This is a genomic window from Streptomyces sp. NPDC005808 (assembly GCF_042871385.1).
Taxonomy (GTDB): Bacteria; Actinomycetota; Actinomycetes; order Streptomycetales; family Streptomycetaceae; genus Streptomyces.
The window spans coordinates 299,922-321,699 of record NZ_JBIAIK010000008.1 but is presented as its reverse complement, the minus strand read 5'-3'; the positions used below and the strand labels follow the sequence as shown (position 1 = coordinate 321,699).

Here is a 21,778-nt window from a genome sequence, read left to right as displayed (position 1 = left end):
GCACGCGGTACGACGACTGAGTCCCGGCCACCCGAGAGGGCGGCCGGGACTCAGTCATTCACCCCCCAGCGATGGCCACGGCTCCGGACTTGCCCGCCTGGCCCTTCGACATTCCGTGCGAGATCCGACCACATCTTCATATACCCCGACTCGTTGAACCGGGGGGCGGGGAACAGAGCTCTGCCCCGGCCGGACGGCCACGACGCGACCAGAAGGGGCAGAACGTGATCAACGAAGCGGCTCTGCTGGAATCGAAGACACTGCGGGACGGCGTGCTGGAACGCACGGATGTACTCGACAGGGTGAAAGCCCTGTCGCTGCTGCCGGACGGCATGCACGTGACGACGGCGATGGTGGCGGCGTACTTCGAAGTCGCGGAGCGTGTCATCAATCGAATGGCACAACGGCACCGAGACGAGCTGACAGTCAACGGCCTGCGGATCCTGCGCGGAGAAGACCTGGCGCGGTTCAAGGGAGACACGTTGTCTCTCTTTCCGGAGAGTTATCCACAGCCCCGCTCCAGCCTGGCCCTCTGGTCCCGTCGGGCCGTCCTCAACGTCGCCATGCTCCTCCGTGACAGCAACGTGGCCCGGCAGGTCCGCACCTACCTCCTCGACATGGAGTACCTCGCGCGAACTCGCCCGGTGGAAACCCCCGCCCGGAGCAGGGACGTGCCACTGGACGACCGCATCGACCAGCGCATCACCCACATCCTCGGCAAGACCGTCGTCCCGATGTTCAACGCCCTGATCGAGACATCGGGCGAGCACCGTCAGGAACTCACCTCGCTGCGTGAGGATGTCGAACGGATCGAGCAGCGGCTGTGCGACCACCACACCCGGATCGCCGATCTCGAACACACCGGCGGGCCCCGCCGGTACACCGGGATCATGGCCTCCATCGACGCCATGAACTGGCGGGAGTTCGAGCACCACATCGCCGTCCTGCTGCGCCGCGACGGCTGCACGGACGTCATCGTGCACGGCGGACCGGGTGACCGGGGAGTCGATGTCACCGCGCGCACCGCCGACGGCCGCTCCGTCGTCGCCCAGTGCAAGAGCTTCGCGCCCTACCGCCCCGTATGGAGCGGGGAACTGCAGAAGTTCCTCGGCGCCTCGCGCGTTCAGCACGCGGCCGACGTGGCACTCTTCGTCGCCACGACATCGTTCGCACCCGACGCACGTGCCATCGCGGAGGCCTACGGAGTCACCCTCGTGGACCGTTCCCACTTGGAGAAGTGGAGCGCGGGAGTTCCGCTGCCCGTCCTCCAATAGGTGTCGCCTAGGTGATGCTGGAAGCACCGAAAAGGCCCGAAGTCGCAAGGATTGGTTGCGGCTTCGGGCCTCCGTCATCGTAGGTGACTGAGTTGATTGCGGGAGCTCAGTCACCTCATCGCAGCTCCGCCGGCGGAGTCCGGTCACTGTCCACCTTCTCCACCCGCTCCAACTCCCCCCACACCACATACCGGTCCCGCGAGGTGTACACCGGGGTGCAGGTCGTCAGCGTGATGTAGTGGCCCGGCTTCGTCTTGCCGGACTGCTTGGGGACCGGCTGGAGGACCTTGACGTTGTACTTCGAGGTCTCCGGGAGGATGTCGTAGACCTTGTAGACGTACCAGTTGTCCTTGGTCTCGAAGACGATCGCGTCGCCCTCTTTGACCTTGTCGATGTTGTGGAACTTGGCGCCGTGGCCGTCGCGGTGGGCGGCAAGGGTGAAGTTGCCGTCCTTGCCGCTCGTCGGCAGGGCGGACTTGACCGGGTCCGTGTAGTAGCCGGCGACGCCGTCGTTGAGGACCTTGGACGACGTGCCCTTCTCGACGAGGACCTCGCCGTTCTTCATCGCCGGCACGTGCAGGAAGCCGATGCCGTTCTTGGTGTCCAGGGAACCCGGGCCGGTGTCCACCGACGCCCAGTTGTCACGGACCTTGTCGCCCTGCTGGTCCGCCGCACGGTCCGCGACGACGTTCGTCCACCACAGGGAGTAGACGACGAACAGGCCGAGCACCAGGCCCGCGGTGATGAGGAGTTCACCGAAGACACTGACCGCCAACGCCAGGCGGCCGGAACCGCCGCGTCGCGGCGTCGGCAACGGCCCCTCGACGTCGGTGCGCTCGTCGTGGTCGGTCCTCGCTGCCACTGTGCATCTGCCCCGTCTGGTCTGTCGCGGGTTGTCCCGTGTGCGGCTACTGCGCGCTTCCGCGTGCTCTTACTGAACGAGCGTTTCCGGCTGCTCTTACTGAACGAGCGCTTCCGGCTTGCCCTCGCTGCGCGGCCGGTCCTCGACCATCTTGCCCCACACGATCATCCGGTACTTACTGGTGAATTCCGGTGTGCAGGTGGTGAGCGTGATGTAGCGGCCCGGCTCGGTGAAACCCGAACCCTTGGGAACTGGGTCGATGACGGCCGTGTTGCTCGGACTCGTCACCGGCAGGATCGACGTCATCTTGTAGACGAAGTAGTCGTCCTGGGTCTCGACGACGATCTCGTCGCCCGGCTCAAGCTTGTTGATGTACCGGAACGGCTCCCCGTGCGTGTTCCGGTGCCCGGCCAGCGCGAAGTTGCCGGTCTTGGCGTCCGGCATCGCCGTCTTCAGACTGCCCTCCGCGTAGTGACCGACCATTCCGCGGTCGAGCACCTTCGTCTTGCTCGTGCCCTCGGCGATCGGCGTGACCACGTCCAGCTTCGGAATGTGCAGGATGGCGAACCCCTGCCCCGGCTCGAACGTCCCGGGCTCCCCCTTGCCGGTCGCCCAGTCCTGCTGAAGATTGTTCGCGGCACTGTCCGCCTGCTGGTGCGCCCGCACGTTCGACCACCACAACTGGTAGGTCACGAACAGCAGCATCAGCACACCGGTGGTGATGAACACCTCACCGATCATCCGGCTCGCGATGACGGCGGCACCGGGCTTCCGCGCCCGCTCCGCCTGCCGTGCCTCCATCCGGGTCAGAGGCGCCTCAGCGCCCTTCTCCGTCGACGCCAGGGACTCCCGGGAGTCGAGGGACTCAGGAGACTCCTGAGGGCCTCCATGCCGCCCGTGGCGCCGGGCAGCCTTACGCCGAGCGGCCCGGCCACCGGGGGCGGGCACGGGCGGGCTCGCATTTCCGACCATTCGGGACGCGTCCGGTATCAAGTCCGGCATCGGCCCCGGCAACGGACTCGAAATCGCACCCGGCATCGAGCCGGGAATCCGCAGCGCCACCGTCTCGTCGTCCAAAGGCGCGGGCGCCACACGCGGCTGCTCGTACGGCACGGAGCCCGGCTCCCGGTACGGCGGCGCGGTCGGCTCCATCGACGGCGGTGCGGCCGACCCCACGTACGCCGCCGTGACCGGCTCCTCGTACGCCGACTGCCGCGGCCGCGTCGGCTCGGGCGCCGCGTACCAGTCGTGCGCGTACCCCTCCGGGTCGTACCACTCCTGCATCTCAGGAGTCGGCTGCTGAGGAGTACGCGGCGGCAGAGGCGCGGCATTCGGAGGAACGGCGTTCGGAGGAACGGGCTGCGGAGAGACGGGCTGCGGAGGAATCCCCTGAAGCCCGGCGGTCGGCTGCCGAAGCCCGGCCGCTGGCTGCCGAAGCCCGGCGGTCGGCTGCTGCTGGCCGGCCGTCGGCTGCTGCTGCTGCTGGCCAGTCGCCGGCCCCTGCCCCTGTCCCAGCCCCGGTCCCGGTCCCGGCAGCGGATCCGTCAGCGGGTCGGCCAGCTGCTCCACCGCCGCCTCGAAGGCCCCGGCGCCCGCAAAGCCGTCCGGACCCGCAAACCCTTCGCCACCCGCAAACCCTTCGGCACCCTCGAACGCCTCGGCGCCCCCGTACGCGGCCTCACCGCCATAGGAGGAGCTCTCGCGCTCGGGGCGCAGCGCGGTCACGCCGGGACCCTGCCCACCACCGGGGCGAGCCCCGCCGACCTCGCCACGGCACCCTGGTCGCCGCACGCCAACAGCCAGTTGGCGAGCATCCGGTGCCCGTGCTCGGTCAGCACCGACTCGGGGTGGAACTGCACGCCCTCAACCGCCAGTTCACGGTGCCGCAGCCCCATGATGATCCCGTCGTGGGTACGGGCAGTGACTTCCAGCTCGGCCGGCACGGTCTCCGGCTCGGCCGCGAGCGAGTGGTAGCGCGTCGCTGTGAAGGGCGAGGGAAGGCCCGAGAAGACACCCTGACCCTCGTGCTCCACGAGCGAGGTCTTGCCGTGCAGCAGCTCGGGCGCACGGTCCACCACACCGCCGTACGCCACCTGCATCGACTGCATGCCGAGGCAGACACCGAAGACGGGCACGCCGGTCGCGGCACAGTGCCGGACCATCTCGATGCAGACGCCGGCCTGCTCGGGAGCACCCGGGCCCGGCGACAGAAGCACCCCGTCGAAACCGTCCTGGGCGTGCGCCGTCGACACCTCGTCGTTGCGCAGCACCTCGCACTCGGCACCCAGCTGATACAGGTACTGGACCAGGTTGAAGACGAAGCTGTCGTAGTTGTCGACGACGAGAATCCGTGCGCTCACTGGTTGTCCACCGTCACATCGTTGAAGGGAAGCAGCGGTTCGGCCCAGGGGAAGACGTACTGGAAGAGCACGTAGACCGTCGCGAGGGCCAGTACGAGGGAGATGAGCGCCCTCACCCACGCGTTCCCCGGCAGATGCCGCCAGATCCAGCCGTACATGCCGTCCCTTCCGTCGTCGTACGGCACCAGACTAACGGCGTAGCGCCGTCGGTTTCCCAGCCTCCACAGGCTGTGTGGAATCAAGGTGCGCCCAGACGATCAGCCGATGACTGTGCCCCCACTCCGGGTCGCACGTGGTCAGCGTGAGATAGCGGCCCGGACGCGTATACCCGGACTTACGCGGCACAGGATCGATCACCTCAATATCCGAGGGCACGGTTTTGTACGGGCCTTTGTCGATCCGATACGTGAACCAGGTCGTCCCGTCGGTCAACACCACCGCGTCGCCCCTGCGCAGCTCGGGAAAGTCCTTGAACGGGTCGCCATAGGTACGGCGGTGCCCCGCGACAGCGAAGTTCCCCGGCTGCCCGAGCTGGGCCGTCCCCCTGTAGTGGCCCAGCCCCTTCTTGAGAACATCGGTACCGGTGCCCTCGAGCAGAGGCTTGTTCCACGTGAAACCAAGCCGCGGGATGTACATCACAGCAAAAGGCTTGTCATACGTGTACGGGGCTGGCGCCTCCGGAGCCGCCACGGGTATCTCGCTCCGCCCAGGACTCGGGCTCGGGCTCTCCCCGGAGTCCGGGCTCCGGGGAGGGGACGCGGCCGGCGACGGCACGCTCCCCTTCGACCACTGTTCCTGGAGCAGGTCGATCTGCCGGTCCATCGCGCTGTCGGCCCGCACGCCCGTCCAGAACAGCACGTAGACCACGAAGAGCACGATCAAAGTACCGACAGTGATGCACAGTTCACTGATCGTCCTGACGACCACTCGCACCGACACAGGATCCCCCAGCGGCAGCAACAGCTGATCAGGCACTATCCGAGCCAGCCCGACCCCAACCCGAGCCACCCCCAGCCACTCCGAGCTACTCCACGGGCTTCGCGTAGTGGAGATCCACTGTGCCCGAGTAGCCAGGAAGAGTCACCGTCCCGTCCTCCTCGACTTTCCAGCCGAGCCCGTAGACGTTGACGTACACCATGTAGTTCTGGATGGCGGGGGAGGCGGCCACGGCGTCCTGGAGCTCGTCCGGGTCACCGATTGCGGTGATCTTGTACGGGGGTGAGTAGACGCGGCCCTGCAGGATCAGGGTGTTGCCGACGCAGCGCACGGCGCTCGTGGAGATCAGCCGCTGGTCCATCACCCTGATGCCCTCCGCACCGCCCTGCCACATGGCGTTCACGACCGCCTGGAGGTCCTGCTGGTGGATGACCAGGTAGTCGGGCTGCGGCTCGGGATAGCCGGGCAGCTTGGCCGTGGCGTTCGGCGGGGCGTCGTTGAGCGTGACGGTGACGGCCTCGCCCCTGAGCTTCTGGGTGCCCGCGTTCTTCTCCAGCGCCGCGAGCTTGGCGTCCTCGGCGGCCGTGCTGCCGTCCTCCCGCCCGGCCAGCGCGTCGACGTCGTCACGCAGGACACCGTTGGACTCATCCAGCGAGGCGTTCTTGTCGCTACGCTCCTCGATCAGGTCGGACAGCTTCAGCAAAGAGGCGTCCGTGCGGATGTTGGTGCCCTTGGCCGTATTGAAACTCGTGAAAAAAATGAGGCCCGCGAGGGCGAAAACGGCCGCCGTTAGTACGCGAACAGGCCGGAAACGGCGCTTACCGCCAGGGCTGGAACCCGTACCGGGGGAGTCGGCAGAATTGCTCAACGTACCCTTATCTCCTTCGGCGCCGCGGAAGCACTACGCTAACGGACGCCCGGGGGAGCACTCAGTGTCCCCTTGTACGCTGCCCCGGAGCCCGCCCCAGTTCCCTGCGCGGCCACGCAGCGCATCGACAGGAGAGACCCTCGTGCCGAAGTCACGTATCCGCAAGAAGGCCGACTACACGCCGCCCGCGGCGAAGCAGGCGACCAACATCAAGCTGACCAGCCGCGGCTGGGTCGCACCGGTCATGCTGGCCATGTTCCTTATCGGCCTGGCCTGGATCGTCGTCTTCTACGTCACGGACGGCTCGCTGCCCGTCGACGGCCTGGACAACTGGAACATCGTGGTCGGCTTCGGCTTCATCGCCGCAGGCTTCGGCGTCTCCACCCAGTGGAAGTAGCTCCGGGGAAGCAGCCCTGTGCACCTCTGCCCAGGGCTATCCACTGAGTTATCCACAAGAGTTATCCACAGGTGGAAAAGAAAGAAGATCTGTGGATAACTAATGCGGGGTTGACGCCGGTGTGACAGACCTACCGGAATCCGGAAGCTTGTTCGCCCCCTGCCTGACCTGGGGAAACCCAGTTCAGCGACAGGGGGCACAGCTGTTCCCGCACAATGTGCACAAGATCCGCCACGATCTGTGGACAACATCGGTTTCTCAGGTGAGCTGGACGGTCCTGACCAGCGTGGCAACCACCACAGCGACCAGCACCAGGGCACAAACCCCGTACTGGATCAGCGCCCTCCGCTCCCGCGGCGCGTGAACCATGGCATAGCCGATGACGACGCCGCCGACGAGACCGCCGATGTGGGCCTGCCAGGCGATGTTGGCCCACCCGAAGGTGAAGATCAGGTTGATCACCAGCAGCGCGATGACCGGACGCATGTCGTACCTGCGCCGGCGCATGAGGACGGCGGTGGCGCCGAAGAGACCGAAGATGGCGCCGGAGGCGCCGAGCGAGGGCTGGTTGGGGGCGGCGATGAGGTACGTGAGCGCGCTGCCCGCGAGGCCTGAGACGAAGTACAGGGCGAGGTAGCGGGCGCGGCCGAGGGCGGCCTCCAGAGGTCCGCCGATCCACCACAGGCTGAGCATGTTGAACAGGATGTGGATGTAGCTGCCGTGCAGGAACATCGCCGTCACCAGCCGGTACCACTGGCCTTCCGCGACACCTTGCAGCCGTCCGGAGAGCCAGGCCTGCCCGAAGAGGTCGAAGCTGTCGGTGAAGCGGTCACCCACGGACAGCTGGACCAGGAAGGCGGCGAGGTTGATGCCGACCAGGACCTTGGTGATGAGTCTGGGGTCTGCGGCGATGGCGCCGCCCGCGAGGGTACGGGGCTGGGTGGCCGTCGGGGAGTGACCGGTACCGGAGCCGCCGCGGATGCACTCGGGGCACTGGAAGCCCACGGAGGCGCTGACCATGCAGTCGGGGCAGATCGGTCGCTCGCAGCGGGTGCAGCGGATGCCCGTCTCGCGGTCCGGATGCCGGTAGCAGGCGGGCAGGCTCCGTGGGTCCTGCGGTTCCTGATCCCCGGGGCCTCCTGGGCCCTGGGGGCTGCCTGGCGCCTGGTCCATGGGGTCCCCTCACTCGGTCGTACGCAATGCACCGCCCCGTCCATCCATACGGATGAACGGGGCGTTTGGTTCCCTGCGGAGCGTACGGGACTCTGCCGCGCGCGGGCGATACCCGGGGGCTCAGTCCTCGATGCGCAGCTCAGCTCTCGGGCTCAGCTCTCCGGGCTGAGCTCTCCGGGTTGGGCTCTCAGGGCTGAGCTCTCAGGGTTGGGCAGGGGCTCAGGCTCCGCGGGTTTCGACGACGACCGATTCGATGACGACGTCGTTGACGGGGCGGTCGGTGCGGGGGTTGGTCTTGGCGCCGGCGATGGCGTCCACGACCTTCTGGCTGGCCGGGTCGGTGACCTCGCCGAAGATGGTGTGCTTGCGGGTCAGCCAGGCCGTCGGGGAGACGGTGATGAAGAACTGCGAGCCGTTGGTCGCCGGGCCGGCGTTGGCCATGGCCAGCAGGTAGGGCTTGTCGAAGGCGAGGTCCGGGTGGAACTCGTCCTCGAACTGGTAGCCAGGGCCCCCGGTTCCGTTACCCAGGGGGTCACCGCCCTGGATCATGAATCCGCTGATCACCCGGTGGAAGACCGTGCCGTCGTAGAGCTTGTCCGTGGACTTCTCCCCCGTCTCCGGGTTGACCCACTCGCGCTCGCCCGTGGCGAGTTCGACGAAGTTCCGGACCGTCTTGGGCGCGTGGTTCGGTAGGAGCCGGACTTCGATGTCGCCGTTGTTGGTCTTCAAGGTGGCGTAAAGCTGCTCGGCCACGATCTGCCTTCCGTTGCCTTCTCTTGACCCTCCGATCCTCGCACGGACAGGGAGGCGCGTCGCCCGGCCGCCACCGCCGGGCGAGCTTCGAGGGGCCGGCCCGACAGAAATCCGGCCCAGTCCTCTCCGTACCGGGGTGCTGGACGGCGATCCGTGGCATTGTCGACGACAAGCTCCCGTTGCCCCGTATTAATGCGCTATTGCACTTGATCGACACGTGAGCGGCTCTCGCTCTGAGCTCGCCCGGAGTCCGCCCGTGACCCGGATGCCCGCCCTCACATGCCCCGGTCCCGTCGGGCGGGCATGATCCGTATAGGGGTGGAAAGGTGAACTGTGTGTCTTTGGGGGTACTCAGAACCCCCGACGTACGCCACCGAGGAGGAGGAAACCCGTGACCCGCATCGACAGCGTGCGCGCCGCGAGCGGCTCGGCGAAGGACAGCGTGCTGCACGCCGCGGAAGTGGTGGCGCCTTACGCCGACACGGCCAAGGACAAGGCATCGCACTATGCGCACGAGGCGCGTGTGCGTCTCGCGCCCAAGGTGTCGCAGGCCGCAGACCAGGCCCGCGTGCAGTACGACGTTCATCTCGCCCCGCGCGTGGAACAGGCACGTACGCATGTGCCGCCCAAGGTCGACCAGGCGGCCCATGATGCCGCCGTTCGTACCCGAAAGGCGGCTCGTCAGGCCGCCGACTATTCCAAGCCGAGGATCGAGCAGGCGGTTGCCGCGGCGCAGCCCGTTCGGGAGGAGGCCGCGTCGCGTGGTGTGGCTGCGCTGGCGGCGCTGCGCGGTCAGGTCTCGCCGAAGGAGATCCAGAAGCTGGTCCGTAAGCAGGAGCGGCGGGCGCGGGCCGGCCGTCTTGCCAAGGGGCTGGCCGTCCTGGGGATTCTGGCGGGCGGCGCCTTCGCTGCCTGGAAGTGGTGGGACAAGCAGGCCAACCCCGACTGGCTCGTCGAGCCGCCTGCGGCGACGGAGGTGTCCGAGCCTGGTCACCTGACGTCGGTCGACGGCAGCGGGCAGACCGGCCTGGATCCCGAGGTCGAGGCCAAGGAGGCCGAGGAGAAAGCGGCGGGACGTGAGGACCGTCCGTGATCTCTGTGTCTGAGTTCTGATTTCGATCTCAATATCGCTGTGGGGCAGAAGGCTTGAGGGTCTTCTGCCCCACAGCGATGTTTCACGTGGAACCAGCTGGGGTCTCACCTGCGGGCGACGACGTTTCACGTGGAACGGGGAGCGGCAACATCAGGAGCCCCTGGCAGTTCGTCAGCCCCGCCGCCCGGCAGTCCGGCCGCCCGGCAGTCCGGCAGTCCGGCAGTCCGGCAGTCCGGCAGTCCGGCAGTCCGGCAGTCCGGCAGTCCGGCAAGTCTCACCGGATGAGGGACACGGACCGTATTTGCCGCACCGTGCGGCCGGGCCGCCGCCCTTGCTGTGCACAAAGCCCCTCCGGTCTGCGTTTGCGCAGGCCGGAGGGGCTTTTGGGATGTGGAGCCTAGGGGAGTCGAACCCCTGACATCTGCCATGCAAAGGCGTTAAGGGTGGCTCTGCCACCTGCATGAATCCAGTCACAGGCCGGTTGAACAGGCAAAACGCATCCCTGCGTTTCCCGCAAGTTCCCGGCCCTTCCCGCCCCCATGTGTACGTCATGTGTACTGCGGCGGGGCGCTCTCGGGTCGGTGTATCCGCACCGACCCGAGAGCTACGGCCGGACCCTTTACCAACAAGGAGTCCGACCATGCACGACAACGTACAGCCCACCCCTGACGACAGAGACCAGGCCGGCAACGAGCAGGCGGCTGTGCGCCGTTCTGTCGACGCCCAGTTTCCGGCGGTCGCTGCGTTCCTCGCCGAGGGTGACGCGCGACCTGATGCGGACCTGATGCGCGTTGATGCGCCGCAGGTCAACGGGCCGCGCGTCCACACGATCCCCCTGCACAACGCGCCTGGCGCAACGCTCACAGTGACCTGCCCGGAGTGGTGCGTGTCGGACCACAGGGAGGAAGTCGAGCACGGCGCCTACGCCGGCGACTTCAGCCACCTCGGAGCCCAGGTCGAACTGGCCCCCGGCGGTGAAGCGATCCTCTCTGCCTGCCTCGCTCAGTCCCCGTTCAGCTCCGGTGAGCGGAAGCCCGTCGTGTCCACCTGGCCCGTGACGAACGGCGACCTCGACGAGCGCGGGCTGTGGGACCTGGCCAGCCAACTGCGGGCCTACGCCGACGACCTCGACGACCTGGTCGTCGACCTGATGAACGCCCGCTCGACGAACCCCGGCGAGGGCCAGGTCGACGCCGCGGCGGACGAGGAGTCGGTGAACACTCGTGACCTGGAAGCCATGGTCGCGGAGTACGAGCAGGCGTGCCCCGGGTGGCTGGCCCCGTTCGAGGGCCTGAGCGCCGAACGGCTCGACCGGTTGGAGACCCCGGACAACACCGACGCACCGACCGAACTCGTCGCCGAACTGATGGGGACCCTCACGGTCTGGCGGGAGCGACTGCGCGAGCTGGAGGCCGCGGCCGAGGGGCGCGATGAGTTCCGCTCCGGCCTGGACTCTCAGCGCAAGCTCTGGAAGGCGCTCTACAACCGCACGACGGACGCCTTCACCCGCTGGTACCTGGACGGCTGGACCGTCCTGCCGGGCACTGCCGACACCACAGAGGAGACGGGCCGATGACTGACCTCCACCTGGTGTACGACTGCCCCGCCTGGTGCCAGACCGACCACAGTGTCGACGTGCACCCGGACGACCTGGCGCACGAGGGCAAGATGACCGAGGCCCGCATGCCTGATGGCCGTCTGCTCTTCGACGTGCAGATGGTCCGCGAGCCGCACGCGGTGCTGCCCCAACTGGTCGTGGGCGGCGCGCTCGAGGCCCTCGGCATCGACGTCGCCTGTCTCGACGCGGCCGGAGCCGAGAACCTGCACATGCAACTGATGCGGGCGACCGAGGCCGTGCGCCACATGCTCCGCCCCCTGGCCGGCCGCCGGTCCAAGAAGCAGCGGTGGCGGGAGAACCGCAACAAGGACGAGCGGGTCGGGTGGCGGGAGACTCGCCTGTACCTCGCCGAGCGGGACGGCCGGCAGTGCTTCTACTGCGGCAAGCCGTTCGAGGCCCTGGACGGCGCCACCACAGACCACTACGTGCCCTACAGCGTGTGGCCGTGCAACCTGCCCGCGAACCTCGTACTCGCCTGCGAGCCGTGCAACAGCGGCAAGGGAGACAGGCTCACCTGGTCCATGGCCGCGGTCCTGCTCGCCTGGGCAGGGAGGGAGGCACCCGAGGCCGGAGGAACACCGTCCCGGGAGCGCTCAGCGGCCGCCTGCTCGTAGCCTCCCTGGCCTCCCTCAGGGCTGAATCCGCAGGTCAACCGGAGGGAGGCACCCAGGGAGGCGGTCAGGGAGAACTCCCTGCCTCCCTGGGTACCTCCCCCGCACAGTCCGGGCAGGCGTAGACCTCGATGGTGAAGCCGTTCGCCCCCTGCGCCCGGCCCACGCTGACCCCGCCGACAGCCGTCCACAGCGACTTCCCGCAGAAGACGCAGGCCCATCCCTGGTACTGCGCGTAGGTCAGCTCGTCGGCGGGTGGCAGTCGGTACGGGCTCACAGCGGCCGGTCGGCGAACGGGACCAGGTCGTAAGCCTCACGACAGGAACGGCACGCGAACACGCCGCCCCCGGGGCCGGAACCCTGCTCGTGCACGTCGATCAGGCGGACGCCACTGGCGTGGCCTTGGTGCCAGGCACACCAGCCGAACGCGCTGGGGGTGTTCGGGGTGCCCTCGGTCTGCGTACTCTCGCTCACGTCGACTCCAACCAGTCGGCCATCCCCCGGGCCCTGCCAGGCTGCGGGGTTTTCTGCTGGTCGGACGCTACCGCTATAGGCCACTACAGGTCACCCCATACGGCCACATGGCGCCACCTACGGGTGTGCAGTGCGGGGTGCCGCCATACGTTCCGGACCATGAGCGAGGATCCGTTCGTCTACGTCTATGTGCGTGTCGCCGACCTGGTGGAGGCGGAGATCCGGGCCGGCCGCCTTCCGCACGGTGCTCGCTTGCCCAACGAGCGCGACATGGGCGCGCAGTACGGCGTAGCCCCGGGCACCGCGCGCCGAGCGGTGCAGGAACTGCGGGAACGCGGCCTGGTCGTCACCCTGCCGAACAAGGGAACGTTCGTCATCGCGCCCAGTGAGTGAGTCGGCGAGCAGGCGCCTCGAGCCCTGCAGTGGCCGGTTGCCGGGCGACTGAACGTCACCTCACTGGGTCACTGAACGGCCGTCTGCGCAGGCCAGGACCAGTGACCCGGGGCAGTGACCCGCTCAGTGAAAAGTCACTGCCCAGGCACTGCCTCACTGGTTTCACCCCTGCGCCCGGTTTCGGGTCGAGCCGAAACCGGTTTCGCCCCTGACTTCGCGGGTGACCTGCGAAGTTTCGGGTTTCGGGGGTACGCGCCGAGGACGCGAAAAGGCCCCTACCGCCGTGCTGGCGGTAGGGGCCTCAGTCGTTCGGGTCAGAACGTCGGGGTCACCAGGCCCGTGCCCGACAGCTTGGCCATGGCGCCGGAGGCGTAGCGCTGGAAGGTGTACCCGAAGTACGAGTACGCGACCAGCAGTACGCCCAGGGACGCCGCCTTTGCCTGCTCGGCCCGGATGAACATCGGGGCGTTCGGGTCCTCCCACAGGTGGCACTCGTTGCGCGGCACCACGTAGATCTCATCCTGGTTGGTGCCGCCGCCGTAGTTCGTCGCGATGTTGTTGTCCACGACCACCAGGAGCCCCGAGGCCAGCTTGGCGCGCACCGCCGGCCCGTACTCGTTGGTGAGAGTCAGGCCCCCCGCGTTCACCGGCATGTCGCCGGAGGTCACGAACGGCCACGACGAACCGACCTGCGAGGCAAGCCAGTTCCAGCGGCGCGAGTGCATCACGGCGTGGGTGGCGTAGCCCATGTTCAGCAGGGTTGCCTCCACGACGGACGCAGCGCCCTGCAGCTTCGGCCACAGCTCCGCCGCTGTCGGGGAGGCCGACGTATACGTCGTCGCCGCGGCCACGTTGGTCAGGCCTGTGGTCGCCTGGTTGAGGAGTGTGGAGTCCAGGACGGTGGCGACCCGGTTGAACAGGTCCTGCATCGTCACGTCGTCGATGCCGGTGCCGCGCTCGAGTGCCTGGCGGGACACGGTCTGCTGGCCGGCCGCGGTCTGCACCGGGATCGTCAGCAGCGTGTCGTCCATGTTCGTCTCGGACACCGCGTCGTTCTCCGCGGCCTGGAGAGCGGCGGAGGACGGGGTGGTGATGCGAGAGATGTTGATCTGCATGCCCTGCTCGGGCAGCGGGTGCGTGTTGCACGCGGCGTCCGCGAACGGCCGCAGGGACGCGGTCGCCGGGGCGAAGAGCTCGGTGAGGTACTGCGGGACCGTCAGACCAGCGAACGCGCCCGTGCCGACCGCGCGGGATAGGTACTCGGCCCGCTCCACCTGCTCTTCCTGCATGTGCCGGGCAAGGCGCTCTTGAGCGCCGGGGTCCCCGAACAGGTGCTGCCGCGAGATGTCGGTGAGGAACCTCTTGCCCGTCGGGTCCTCGTCGGCCCGGTAGGTGCGCTCCTCACGTCCGATCCGGGCCACCCGGTCGTAAGACGGCATGCGGGCCTGCGTCGGCACGATCTGGCTCCTCTGCTTGAGGTGCTCCAGCTCCTCGAACTGGACCGAGCGCATACGCTCCAGGTCCCGGGACGCGTCCCGGGCCTCCACCACGGCCGCGTCCCGGGCCTCGGTGAGGTCCACGACGGACCGGTCCTCTTCAGTCGACAGGTGGGTGCGGCCCTCGCGCTGTGCGGTGTCGAGGATCCCCTGAAGCTGGCGCTGCGCTGTGTCCCTGCGCGCCCGTGCGTCGTCGCGGGCGGCCTCGAACTTGCGGATCTGATCGGAGAGAGTGGGCATGCTGAACCCCTTTGCGGTGCGCGGTAGATGATGCGTGCCCGCTGCGAGGGGTCGACCGCCGGGGATATCTGCCCGACAGGACCGGAGCCACCACCCACCCGGAAGTCATCCGCTCCGGCGAGGGGCGCCCGTGGCACAGGGATCCGGCTGGTGTCGCTCCCCCGGGGCATCTGCCAGGGGAGCGGCGGCCCATGCCTGGAACCGCCACCATCTTAGATCAGAGGCCTGACATCTGGCGCTGAACGTCTGCCAGTGCCGCGTCCCACCGTTCCCGGTTTCCGTCCATGACGGCGGTGCCCTGCTGGTTCATGAACCCGCACAGGGCCAGGGCCAGTTCGAGGAGATCCACGTTGTCCAGGATCACCAGGGCCCCCTGCATGTCGCCGGCGAGCGCGGCCCGCAGCAACGCAGGCACGTCCGCCGGGTCGACGGTCCTTTTGTCCATGACCGAGTCCTTCGTTCGGGCCGTCCGTCATGATCACGGAGGGCATTTGGGTCGGGGGGAGAAAAATAAAAGCTGGGCGCGGGGTTGCGATATGTCCGATTTCTAAAAGATCAGGACTCGTCGCGCGGACGTTCGCAGTTGGGATGCGCCATCTCTCCGGATGCCGAGTGGACAGGGTCCAGTGGTGTCTGGCAGACCTCGCAGAGCACGGAGTCCGTGACCACGTTGAGTGAGCGGGTCAGCGAAGGTGACATCGAAGGTGCCGAAGGCGCCAGCACCGTGGGGCCTGGCGCCTTCGGCACCTTCGTGTCACCTTCGGGGATGTCAGTCACGCTGAGTACCCACACCCACCCCTTGTTGAAGGCGGACTTCTGCGAGGTGACCCCGGCCTTCGATCGAGCACGTTGCAGTGTGCGCTTCGAGAAGCCGTCCTTCTCGCCAGCCTTCAGGACATCCCCCGCCGACGCCTCGCTGCCGTTGTCGGTCAGGTAGTCGATGAGCCACGCGACAGCCTCGTCCCGCTCGCTCACGTCCTCGCGGTCCACGGGGGCAGCGAGGGTGTCCTCCACGCTGCGCTGCGAGATGCCGGTGAAGACGAGCCGTCCGACGTTGGCCGTGCCCTTCGGGGTGGGCACATCGCACCCTTCGATGCGGTACGCGAGGGACGGCAGGTCGAGCCGACCGAGGCTGTTCTTCGTCTGCGTCATCACCTGCTCGTCGGTCTCGCGGTCACGGGCGAACGCGAGTACGGCACGGGCCAGGTCTTTGAAGGCGCCCGATCCGGAGATGAGTTGTGAGGCGTCGGTGCTGTTGCCCTTGTTGAAGTGGGCGATGCCGAGCGTGAGCGCCTTCGTCCGTTCCGCCATGCGCACGAGCGGCTCGAGGGCCTGGCGCACGTCCTGTGTGCGGTGCGCATCGGTCGCCGTGCCGAGCGTCGACATGAGCGGGTCGACGATGAGCGCCGCTACGTCGTACTCCTGGATCGCCTGCTCAAGGATCGACACGTCCATGGGCAGAGAGATCATCGTCTCGCCGCGCAGGAGGTCTTCCGCGTCGACGCGGAATACGCGCTCGAGGTCGGCTCCGGCCGCCATGAGTCGGGGTACCAGGGTGCGCGACCACGAGTCCTCCACGGCCGCGTAGAAGACGTTCGACGGGCGGCCCTGGAACGTGCCGGGTAGCTCGCCGCGCGACAGCCGTGCGGCGAGCCAGATGCCGAAGCTCGACTTGCCGGTGCCCTCCCGTCCTGCCGCAAGGGTCAGCGCCCCCGCCGGCACGCGCCCCTCGCCCGACTCCGGCTCCCATGCCCAGATCACGGGCTCGGGCGCGATCGTGGCGGCGGCCGTGAGCTTGATGCGTCTGGGCCGCAGCTCGGCGTCCGGGGCGCCGGGGCCGTCCATGAGCCGCTGAACGGTGGGGTCGTAGGTCACTGTGCAGTCTCCACGCGGTAGGTCAGGTACTTGCCCGGCTGGCCAGGGATGGCGACGGGCGGCCAGCCAGGTGTGGCGTGCAGCGGGCGCGGCGCGGCGCGCTGGCGAGGCGCTGGCGGCAGGTCGATGGGCGGCCGGGCTCGGTGTGCCGCGGCGAACCACTCGAGTAGCTGCTGTTCGTCGCCGTACCGGCGCCACATCTCTGCGGCCGCCAGGATGGCGGCGGCGCGGCGCGGGTCAGCGGCGGGAAGGCGCAGCCACTCGGCGGTGCCGTAGGCCGGCCATTCGGCCACACGCAGATTCGTGATCGCTGCGGACGCCCACAGGGAGACGTGCTCATCGAGCGCCCGCACGTCGGCAGGCGGCGCTACGCTGAGGTGACCACGGGTCAGGTGGTTGTGCGGCGCCCTCGCTTCAGCGGGGGCGTTCGTGTTTCCCCTCATGCGACCGCGCCCCCCGGCTTCACCGTCTGAGCTTTCAGCCACGCGTCGATGGCGCTGCGGCGGTATTTCACCCGCCCGTACTGCCCGGGGTGGGCCTTCACGTATTCGGGGCCGATGCCCTGCCACCGGTAGTTCGCGAGCGTCTTCGCCGCGATGCCGTACTGAGCCTGCACCTGCTTGGGAGTGAGCAGCGGATCTGTCACGTCACCGTTCCTCGCTGATTCGACGAGTCACACGTCAATACGACGAGTGGCGTGCCCGGATCTTCCCTCAAGCTCTTGTAATTCGTCAAGCATGTCTCTACATTCGTCGTTGTGACGAGCTACAGTGACATTGCGGCGGATCGTATCCGTGAGGTTCGGCGTAAACGAGGACTCACCGCTGCCCAGCTAGCGCAGCGATGCGCGGACATCGGGATGCCTGAGATCACGGCGCAATCGGTGTCGAACATCGAGACAGGTCGCCGTGACAAGGAGGGCAGGCGCCGGCGTTTCGTGACCGTGGACGAACTGATCGCCTTGGCGGTCGCCCTACAGGTGGCTCCCGTGCACCTGCTCAGCAAGCCGCTCCCTCCCGAGGAACTGCCCCTGCCTGGTGCATGGAAGGGCAGTCCGGAGGCCGAGGGGCTGGCACTGATCTGGCGGAACTACATCAAGGGCGAGCAGGCCCTGCCGGGAATGAACGCGCGGGACTACATGACCGAGGCGCCGGAAGAGGACTTCGAGCGGCTGGCCGTCCAGCTAGCCGAGCGGCGCCGACGAGCCCAAGAGGGGGAGAGCGATGGCTAGGGTCTGGATCGAAGACCGCGCGACCCATGCCGAGTACCAGGCGGCCATGGAGAAGTGGAAGGTCGCGAAGAAGGCCGGCAGTAAGCGCCAGCCACCCGGCCGGTGGCGCGTTCGCTGGTACGGGCCGGACGCCAAGCCGAAGTCGGCCACCTTCCAGAAGCTCCCCGAGGCCGAGAACCACCAGCACGAGGTCGAGGCCAAGATGCGGGACGGCTCGTACCGGGACGCGTCCGCGGGCAAGTCGACACTGACGGACGTGTACGAGAAGTGGAAAGGCACGCTCAGCGGCCTGGAGCCGACCACCCAAGAGACGTACCTCGACACGTGGCGCGTGCACGTTGAGCCGCGGTGGGGCGACTACCAGGTGCGTCGCATCGAGTGGGAGGACATCGCCGAGTGGGTCGGCCACCTCGGCGAAGGCTCCCACGGGTGCCGCAAGGTGGGCCCCGGGCGCATCCAGAAGATTCACCTGGTCCTGTCTCTCGTGCTGGGGCACGCCGTGCGGGCAAAGCGCATCGCCGTGAATCCTGCGGCCGGCATACCGCTTCCGCGGCCTGTGCCACAGGATCACGTCTACCTCACGCACGCCCAGGTCGACCGGATCGCCGAGGCCGCCGAGGAGTACCGCCTATTGGTCCTGCTGCTGGCCTACACCGGTCTGCGCTGGGGCGAGGTGTCCGCCGTGACCGTGGGCGCCGTCGACACTGCCGCGCGTCGGCTCGCGGTGCGGCAGGCGTACAAGAAGACGCGCGGCGGCCTGATCCTCGGTCTGCCGAAGACGCACGAGCGCAGGAAGGTCCCCATCCTGCGGTCTCTCGCGTTGGAGCTGGAGAAGCTCACGAAAGACCGGGGCGCGGCCGAGCTGCTGTTCACGGCGCCCGGGGGCGGCCCCTTGTACGGGGACAACTTCCGTACCCGCGTCTTCAATCCGGCCGTGAAGGCTGCGGGGTTGGCCGGCCTCGGGGTGACTCCCCACAAGCTGAGGCACACGGCGGCCTCACTGGGCATCGCGAGCGGGGCGGACGTCAAGGTCGTGCAGACGATGCTCGGGCACAAGTCGGCGGCGATGACGCTCGATACCTACGGGCACCTGTTCCCGGACCGCCTCGATGAGGTGGCCGACCGACTCGACCGCGAGCGGGCACGGCGTGACGCTCTGCGGGACTTGGCGACGATCGTCGCGAGGTACGCCGCAGCAAAGGAAGATCACTAAGCATGTGTACAGAATGTGTACTGCGGCCCCGGGCGCCTCCCGTGGGAGACGCCCGAAAACGGCCTGTGACCTGGAGTGGAGCCTAGGGGAGTCGAACCCCTGACATCTGCCATGCAAAGACAGCGCTCTACCAACTGAGCTAAGGCCCCGGAAGCGGAACGTCCGGCCGAAAGAACCCCTTCCGGCTGGCGTCGGAGACCAGAGTACCGGGTCACCCCCGGGATCTCGCAAAAAGATTGGGGGTCCCCGTGGACGACCACTCTCCGTAAGATGCTCGACGTGGTTCGCTACAGCGAACCACGGTTTTTGGGGAAGCGATGGGGAGACGCGAATGGACGCCGCACAGCAGGAAGCAACCGCGAGAGCCCGGGAGCTGCAGCGGAACTGGTACGGGGAGCCGTTGGGGGCGCTCTTCCGTAGGCTCATAGACGATCTGGGGCTCAACCAGGCGCGCCTTGCCGGGGTACTGGGCCTGTCCGCACCCATGTTGTCGCAGCTGATGAGTGGTCAGCGCGCCAAGATCGGCAATCCGGCCGTGGTGCAGCGTGTGCAGCTGTTGCAGGACCTGGCGGGGCAGGTCGTGGACGGCAGCGTCAGCGCCGCTGAGGCAACTGAGCGTATGGACGAGATCAAGAAGTCGCAGGGGGGCTCGGTGCTCAGCAACACCACACAATCCACGAGCAGTTCGGGGGCACCCACGGTCAAGCGGGTGGTCCGCGAGATCCAGTCTCTGCTGCGTTCGGTAGCAGCGGCGGGGGACATAATCGACGCGGCGGACACCCTCGCCGCGACCCACCCGGAACTGGCAGAGTTTCTCCGGGTGTACGGCGCCGGCCGCACCTCTGACGCGGTGGCTCACTACCAGTCGCACCAGAGCTGAGCCGAAGCCTGGCCGCCGCAGGCCCGGCGTCGGAAGGCTCGCGATGGCTCCGGACGCCGCATGTCACGTCAGGCAGCCGGGCGAGGTTCACGCGCCGGGCGCCTCTGTGAAGTACCGGACGGCCGGGACTTCACAGGGGCCCAGGCGTCCATGCCCGTCGGATGAGGTCATCGGACCGACCGCCGCAGGGGGGCGACGCACGACATGGGTGAGGTTTTCGCCGGTAGGTACGAACTGCTCGACCCGATCGGGCGTGGGGGAGCCGGTGCCGTCTGGCGCGCCTGGGATCACCGGCGACGCCGGTATGTGGCCGCCAAGGTGTTGCAGCAGAGCGACGCGCATGCGCTGCTGCGCTTCGTGCGTGAGCAGGCGATGCGCATCGATCATCCGCATGTCCTCGCTCCTGCCAGTTGGGCCGCCGACGACGACAAGGTTCTGTTCACGATGGACCTGGTCGCCGGAGGGTCGCTGGTCCATCTGGTCGCGGACTACGGCCCCTTGCCTCCGCCGTTCGTCTGCATCCTGCTCGACCAGCTTCTGTCCGGCCTTACCGCCGTACACGCCGAGGGGATCGTGCACCGGGACATCAAGCCTGCCAACGTGCTGCTGGAGGCGACCGGCAGAGCTCGGCCAAGGCTGCGTCTGTCCGACTTCGGCATCGCGATGCGACTGGGCGAGCCACGGCTGACGGAGACCAACTACGTGGTGGGAACGCCCGGTTACTTCGCGCCCGAGCAGATGCTGGGCGCCGAGCCGGACTTTCCCGCTGATCTGTTCGCCGTGGGCCTGGTCGCCCTGTATCTGCTGGAGGGCGCCAAGCCGGATGCCAAGGCACTGATCGAGTACTTCGCGGAGAACGGCACGCCGGCGGCTCCGCGGGGCATTCCCGAACCGCTGTGGCAGATCGTGGCCACGTTGGTGCAGCCCGATCCGCAGGCGCGGTTCCGCACCGCCACGGGGGCGCGCAAGGCGCTCGCCTCGGCCGCCGAGCTGCTGCCGGAGACTGGCCCCGACGAGGAGTTGATCGACGTATTCGACCAACTGGGGCCGCTTCCAGAGGGGTTCGGCCCAGATGGTCCGCTCGGCGCCACACCGGGAGTGCGCGCGAGCGATGTATCGCTCCGGCCGGGGTCTGCCTCCGTATCGGCACAACTCGGGCCGGGTGGGGAGACGTTGGGGGCAAGGCCGATGTCTGGGCTTACTCCTACTCCTACTCCTGGCCCTGGCTCCGGCCCTGGCTCCGGCTCCGGCTCCGGCTCCGGCTCCGGCTCCGGCTCCGGCTCCGGCTCCGGCTCCGGCTCCGGCAGATGGCAGCACGGCTCGGGCTCCCCGTCCCAAAGGCCCGTCTCCAGTACGACATGGCCAAGGTCCGCCCCCGACGGCGTACGCCCCGAGGCCACCGACGATGGCGTACAGCCGGGGTCTGTCCCCAGCAACATACGACCGAATCCCCCCTCCAGTGATGGTGCCGCACCCCCGTCCGCCCCCGTACCCCCACAGCCCTCCACCATGTCGGACACCGGCAGCTTCCATCTGCCGCCGCCCCAGGTGGCCATTCCCCACGCCCAGCCCAGACACGAGCCGCCCCAGCCTGAGCAGTACCAGGCGTGGCGCGAAATGCGGCACTACCCCACCCCCCACCAACTGCCCCACCAACCGCCGCACCAGTCGCCACATTCGCCCGAGCAGCCGCCCACTCCCCCCAATGCGGTCGCGCTCCCGGCCCCAACTTCCCCTTACGCTCAGCCTTTCGAACCCACCCCCACACCCACACCTACAGAAGTGCCCTCCCCCCATCGGCCCGTCCCCCCATCTGCCGCGATGCCGCAGCACGCGTACGCCTCTACTGGTTCATACACCGCTCGGTCCCCGCAGGTTCCACCTCAGGCGGGTGCATTCTCGGAGCGTGGCGCCGGCCGGGTGCAACGACGCCCAGGACCTTCCGCGAAGGTGGCCGTCCCGGTGCTGCTTCTCGCGCTGGTCTGCTTCACGGTGGGTTTCTGGGCGTTGACCCAGATCTGAATCGGTGAA

Annotated in this window: 25 protein-coding genes and 1 tRNA gene; 10 read left to right on the top strand and 16 right to left on the bottom strand. The window is 68.0% G+C overall.

Features of this window, described 5'->3' with window-relative positions:
* The first annotated feature begins 224 nt into the window (after window positions 1-224).
* Window positions 225-1,274, top strand: a complete 1,050-nt coding sequence (locus tag ACFYPC_RS20415; RefSeq protein WP_388677923.1) for a restriction endonuclease — start codon at window positions 225-227, stop codon at window positions 1,272-1,274.
* Window positions 1,275-1,389: 115 nt separating this feature from the next.
* Here the strand turns inward: ACFYPC_RS20415 and ACFYPC_RS20410 are convergent, their stop codons facing one another.
* The 6 genes from ACFYPC_RS20410 to ACFYPC_RS20385 form a co-directional block, all read right to left on the bottom strand.
* Window positions 1,390-2,136, bottom strand: a complete 747-nt coding sequence (locus tag ACFYPC_RS20410) for a class E sortase (RefSeq protein WP_388677922.1) — start codon at window positions 2,134-2,136, stop codon at window positions 1,390-1,392.
* Between the two features lie 96 nt (window positions 2,137-2,232).
* Window positions 2,233-3,420: a class E sortase gene (locus ACFYPC_RS20405; RefSeq protein ID WP_388678102.1), complete on the bottom strand. Its 1,188-nt coding sequence runs from the start codon at window positions 3,418-3,420 to the stop codon at window positions 2,233-2,235.
* 437 nt (window positions 3,421-3,857) lie between these two features.
* Entirely contained in the window at window positions 3,858-4,496 is a 639-nt protein-coding gene (locus tag ACFYPC_RS20400) for an aminodeoxychorismate/anthranilate synthase component II (protein ID WP_388677919.1), read from the bottom strand.
* Complete coding sequence (locus ACFYPC_RS20395) at window positions 4,493-4,681, bottom strand: hypothetical protein (protein WP_385731123.1); 189 nt, start codon at window positions 4,679-4,681, stop codon at window positions 4,493-4,495. The genes ACFYPC_RS20400 and ACFYPC_RS20395 overlap by 4 nt, the downstream gene beginning before the upstream one ends.
* A 4-nt stretch (window positions 4,682-4,685) precedes the next feature.
* Window positions 4,686-5,429: a class E sortase gene (locus ACFYPC_RS20390; protein ID WP_388678099.1), complete on the bottom strand. Its 744-nt coding sequence runs from the start codon at window positions 5,427-5,429 to the stop codon at window positions 4,686-4,688.
* A 91-nt stretch (window positions 5,430-5,520) separates the two neighbouring features.
* The gene (locus ACFYPC_RS20385; protein WP_388677917.1) at window positions 5,521-6,300 is read right to left on the bottom strand and encodes a DUF881 domain-containing protein; all 780 of its coding nucleotides are present in this window, start codon (window positions 6,298-6,300) and stop codon (window positions 5,521-5,523) included.
* Window positions 6,301-6,442: 142 nt separating this feature from the next.
* On the opposite strand from ACFYPC_RS20385, the gene crgA reads away from it, so the two are divergent.
* On the top strand, window positions 6,443-6,697 hold the full coding sequence (gene crgA, locus ACFYPC_RS20380) for a cell division protein CrgA (protein WP_365445402.1): 255 nt from the start codon (window positions 6,443-6,445) through the stop codon (window positions 6,695-6,697).
* 258 nt (window positions 6,698-6,955) lie between these two features.
* Here the strand turns inward: crgA and ACFYPC_RS20375 are convergent, their stop codons facing one another.
* Window positions 6,956-7,870, bottom strand: a complete 915-nt coding sequence (locus tag ACFYPC_RS20375) for a rhomboid family intramembrane serine protease (RefSeq protein ID WP_388677913.1) — start codon at window positions 7,868-7,870, stop codon at window positions 6,956-6,958.
* Window positions 7,871-8,089: 219 nt separating this feature from the next.
* The gene (locus tag ACFYPC_RS20370; protein ID WP_388677910.1) at window positions 8,090-8,623 is read right to left on the bottom strand and encodes a peptidylprolyl isomerase; all 534 of its coding nucleotides are present in this window, start codon (window positions 8,621-8,623) and stop codon (window positions 8,090-8,092) included.
* A 391-nt stretch (window positions 8,624-9,014) separates the two neighbouring features.
* Here ACFYPC_RS20370 and ACFYPC_RS20365 point away from each other — a divergent pair, with 391 nt between their 5' ends.
* The 3 genes from ACFYPC_RS20365 to ACFYPC_RS20355 all read left to right on the top strand — a co-directional run bounded on the left by ACFYPC_RS20365 (window position 9,015) and on the right by ACFYPC_RS20355 (window position 11,948).
* Complete coding sequence (locus tag ACFYPC_RS20365) at window positions 9,015-9,716, top strand: DUF5324 family protein (RefSeq protein WP_388677908.1); 702 nt, start codon at window positions 9,015-9,017, stop codon at window positions 9,714-9,716.
* A 640-nt stretch (window positions 9,717-10,356) separates the two neighbouring features.
* Window positions 10,357-11,292: a DUF6907 domain-containing protein gene (locus ACFYPC_RS20360; RefSeq protein ID WP_388677906.1), complete on the top strand. Its 936-nt coding sequence runs from the start codon at window positions 10,357-10,359 to the stop codon at window positions 11,290-11,292.
* Window positions 11,289-11,948, top strand: coding sequence for an HNH endonuclease (locus tag ACFYPC_RS20355; RefSeq protein ID WP_388677903.1), 660 nt, complete (start codon window positions 11,289-11,291; stop codon window positions 11,946-11,948). Before ACFYPC_RS20360 ends, ACFYPC_RS20355 begins: the two co-directional genes overlap by 4 nt.
* A gap of 64 nt (window positions 11,949-12,012) precedes the next feature.
* On the opposite strand, the gene ACFYPC_RS20350 is transcribed toward ACFYPC_RS20355, so the two are convergent.
* Both ACFYPC_RS20350 and ACFYPC_RS20345 read right to left on the bottom strand, forming a co-directional pair.
* Window positions 12,013-12,222, bottom strand: coding sequence for a hypothetical protein (locus ACFYPC_RS20350; protein ID WP_388677900.1), 210 nt, complete (start codon window positions 12,220-12,222; stop codon window positions 12,013-12,015).
* Window positions 12,219-12,419, bottom strand: coding sequence for a hypothetical protein (locus ACFYPC_RS20345; protein WP_388677898.1), 201 nt, complete (start codon window positions 12,417-12,419; stop codon window positions 12,219-12,221). The genes ACFYPC_RS20350 and ACFYPC_RS20345 overlap by 4 nt, the downstream gene beginning before the upstream one ends.
* A 159-nt stretch (window positions 12,420-12,578) precedes the next feature.
* On the opposite strand from ACFYPC_RS20345, the gene ACFYPC_RS20340 reads away from it, so the two are divergent.
* Window positions 12,579-12,812 (top strand): GntR family transcriptional regulator, encoded by a 234-nt coding sequence (locus ACFYPC_RS20340; protein WP_388677896.1) that lies wholly within the window; start codon window positions 12,579-12,581, stop codon window positions 12,810-12,812.
* Between the two features lie 314 nt (window positions 12,813-13,126).
* Here ACFYPC_RS20340 and ACFYPC_RS20335 read toward each other — a convergent pair whose 3' ends face one another.
* The 5 genes from ACFYPC_RS20335 to ACFYPC_RS20315 form a co-directional block, all read right to left on the bottom strand.
* Window positions 13,127-14,548, bottom strand: a complete 1,422-nt coding sequence (locus ACFYPC_RS20335) for a hypothetical protein (protein WP_388677893.1) — start codon at window positions 14,546-14,548, stop codon at window positions 13,127-13,129.
* A gap of 217 nt (window positions 14,549-14,765) precedes the next feature.
* Window positions 14,766-14,993 (bottom strand): hypothetical protein, encoded by a 228-nt coding sequence (locus ACFYPC_RS20330; RefSeq protein ID WP_388677890.1) that lies wholly within the window; start codon window positions 14,991-14,993, stop codon window positions 14,766-14,768.
* A gap of 110 nt (window positions 14,994-15,103) precedes the next feature.
* The gene (locus tag ACFYPC_RS20325) at window positions 15,104-16,423 is read right to left on the bottom strand and encodes an AAA family ATPase (protein ID WP_388677888.1); all 1,320 of its coding nucleotides are present in this window, start codon (window positions 16,421-16,423) and stop codon (window positions 15,104-15,106) included.
* Window positions 16,420-16,776 (bottom strand): hypothetical protein, encoded by a 357-nt coding sequence (locus ACFYPC_RS20320; protein ID WP_388677886.1) that lies wholly within the window; start codon window positions 16,774-16,776, stop codon window positions 16,420-16,422. The genes ACFYPC_RS20325 and ACFYPC_RS20320 overlap by 4 nt, the downstream gene beginning before the upstream one ends.
* 86 nt (window positions 16,777-16,862) lie before the next feature.
* Complete coding sequence (locus tag ACFYPC_RS20315; protein WP_388677883.1) at window positions 16,863-17,069, bottom strand: helix-turn-helix transcriptional regulator; 207 nt, start codon at window positions 17,067-17,069, stop codon at window positions 16,863-16,865.
* A gap of 111 nt (window positions 17,070-17,180) precedes the next feature.
* Here ACFYPC_RS20315 and ACFYPC_RS20310 point away from each other — a divergent pair, with 111 nt between their 5' ends.
* Both ACFYPC_RS20310 and ACFYPC_RS20305 read left to right on the top strand, forming a co-directional pair.
* Window positions 17,181-17,654: a helix-turn-helix domain-containing protein gene (locus ACFYPC_RS20310; RefSeq protein ID WP_388677881.1), complete on the top strand. Its 474-nt coding sequence runs from the start codon at window positions 17,181-17,183 to the stop codon at window positions 17,652-17,654.
* A complete protein-coding gene (locus tag ACFYPC_RS20305) occupies window positions 17,647-18,867 on the top strand; it encodes a tyrosine-type recombinase/integrase (RefSeq protein ID WP_388677878.1) in 1,221 nt (406 codons plus the stop codon). Before ACFYPC_RS20310 ends, ACFYPC_RS20305 begins: the two co-directional genes overlap by 8 nt.
* Before the next feature lie 76 nt (window positions 18,868-18,943).
* On the opposite strand, the gene ACFYPC_RS20300 is transcribed toward ACFYPC_RS20305, so the two are convergent.
* A tRNA-Ala gene (locus tag ACFYPC_RS20300) sits at window positions 18,944-19,016 on the bottom strand.
* 182 nt (window positions 19,017-19,198) lie between these two features.
* Between ACFYPC_RS20300 and ACFYPC_RS20295 the strand changes: the two genes are divergently transcribed.
* Window positions 19,199-19,747 carry a helix-turn-helix domain-containing protein gene (locus ACFYPC_RS20295; RefSeq protein ID WP_388677876.1) on the top strand — a complete coding sequence of 183 codons (549 nt, stop codon included), beginning with the start codon at window positions 19,199-19,201 and terminating at the stop codon, window positions 19,745-19,747.
* A 204-nt stretch (window positions 19,748-19,951) separates the two neighbouring features.
* The gene (locus ACFYPC_RS20290) at window positions 19,952-21,769 is read left to right on the top strand and encodes a protein kinase (protein WP_388677873.1); all 1,818 of its coding nucleotides are present in this window, start codon (window positions 19,952-19,954) and stop codon (window positions 21,767-21,769) included.
* Window positions 21,770-21,778 lie beyond the last annotated feature (9 nt).

What these genes read in the sequence shown, in the direction of transcription:
- ACFYPC_RS20405 (WP_388678102.1), bottom strand. Translation starts at nt 3,420, where the DNA reads ATGCAGGAGTGGTACGACCCGGAGGGGTACGCGCACGACTGGTACGCG.
- ACFYPC_RS20295 (WP_388677876.1), top strand. Translation starts at nt 19,199, where the DNA reads ATGGACGCCGCACAGCAGGAAGCAACCGCGAGAGCCCGGGAGCTGCAG.
- ACFYPC_RS20330 (WP_388677890.1), bottom strand. Translation starts at nt 14,993, where the DNA reads ATGGACAAAAGGACCGTCGACCCGGCGGACGTGCCTGCGTTGCTGCGG.
- ACFYPC_RS20375 (WP_388677913.1), bottom strand. Translation starts at nt 7,870, where the DNA reads ATGGACCAGGCGCCAGGCAGCCCCCAGGGCCCAGGAGGCCCCGGGGAT.
- ACFYPC_RS20360 (WP_388677906.1), top strand. Translation starts at nt 10,357, where the DNA reads ATGCACGACAACGTACAGCCCACCCCTGACGACAGAGACCAGGCCGGC.
- ACFYPC_RS20290 (WP_388677873.1), top strand. Translation starts at nt 19,952, where the DNA reads ATGGGTGAGGTTTTCGCCGGTAGGTACGAACTGCTCGACCCGATCGGG.
- ACFYPC_RS20340 (WP_388677896.1), top strand. Translation starts at nt 12,579, where the DNA reads ATGAGCGAGGATCCGTTCGTCTACGTCTATGTGCGTGTCGCCGACCTG.
- ACFYPC_RS20335 (WP_388677893.1), bottom strand. Translation starts at nt 14,548, where the DNA reads ATGCCCACTCTCTCCGATCAGATCCGCAAGTTCGAGGCCGCCCGCGAC.
- ACFYPC_RS20305 (WP_388677878.1), top strand. Translation starts at nt 17,647, where the DNA reads ATGGCTAGGGTCTGGATCGAAGACCGCGCGACCCATGCCGAGTACCAG.
- ACFYPC_RS20355 (WP_388677903.1), top strand. Translation starts at nt 11,289, where the DNA reads ATGACTGACCTCCACCTGGTGTACGACTGCCCCGCCTGGTGCCAGACC.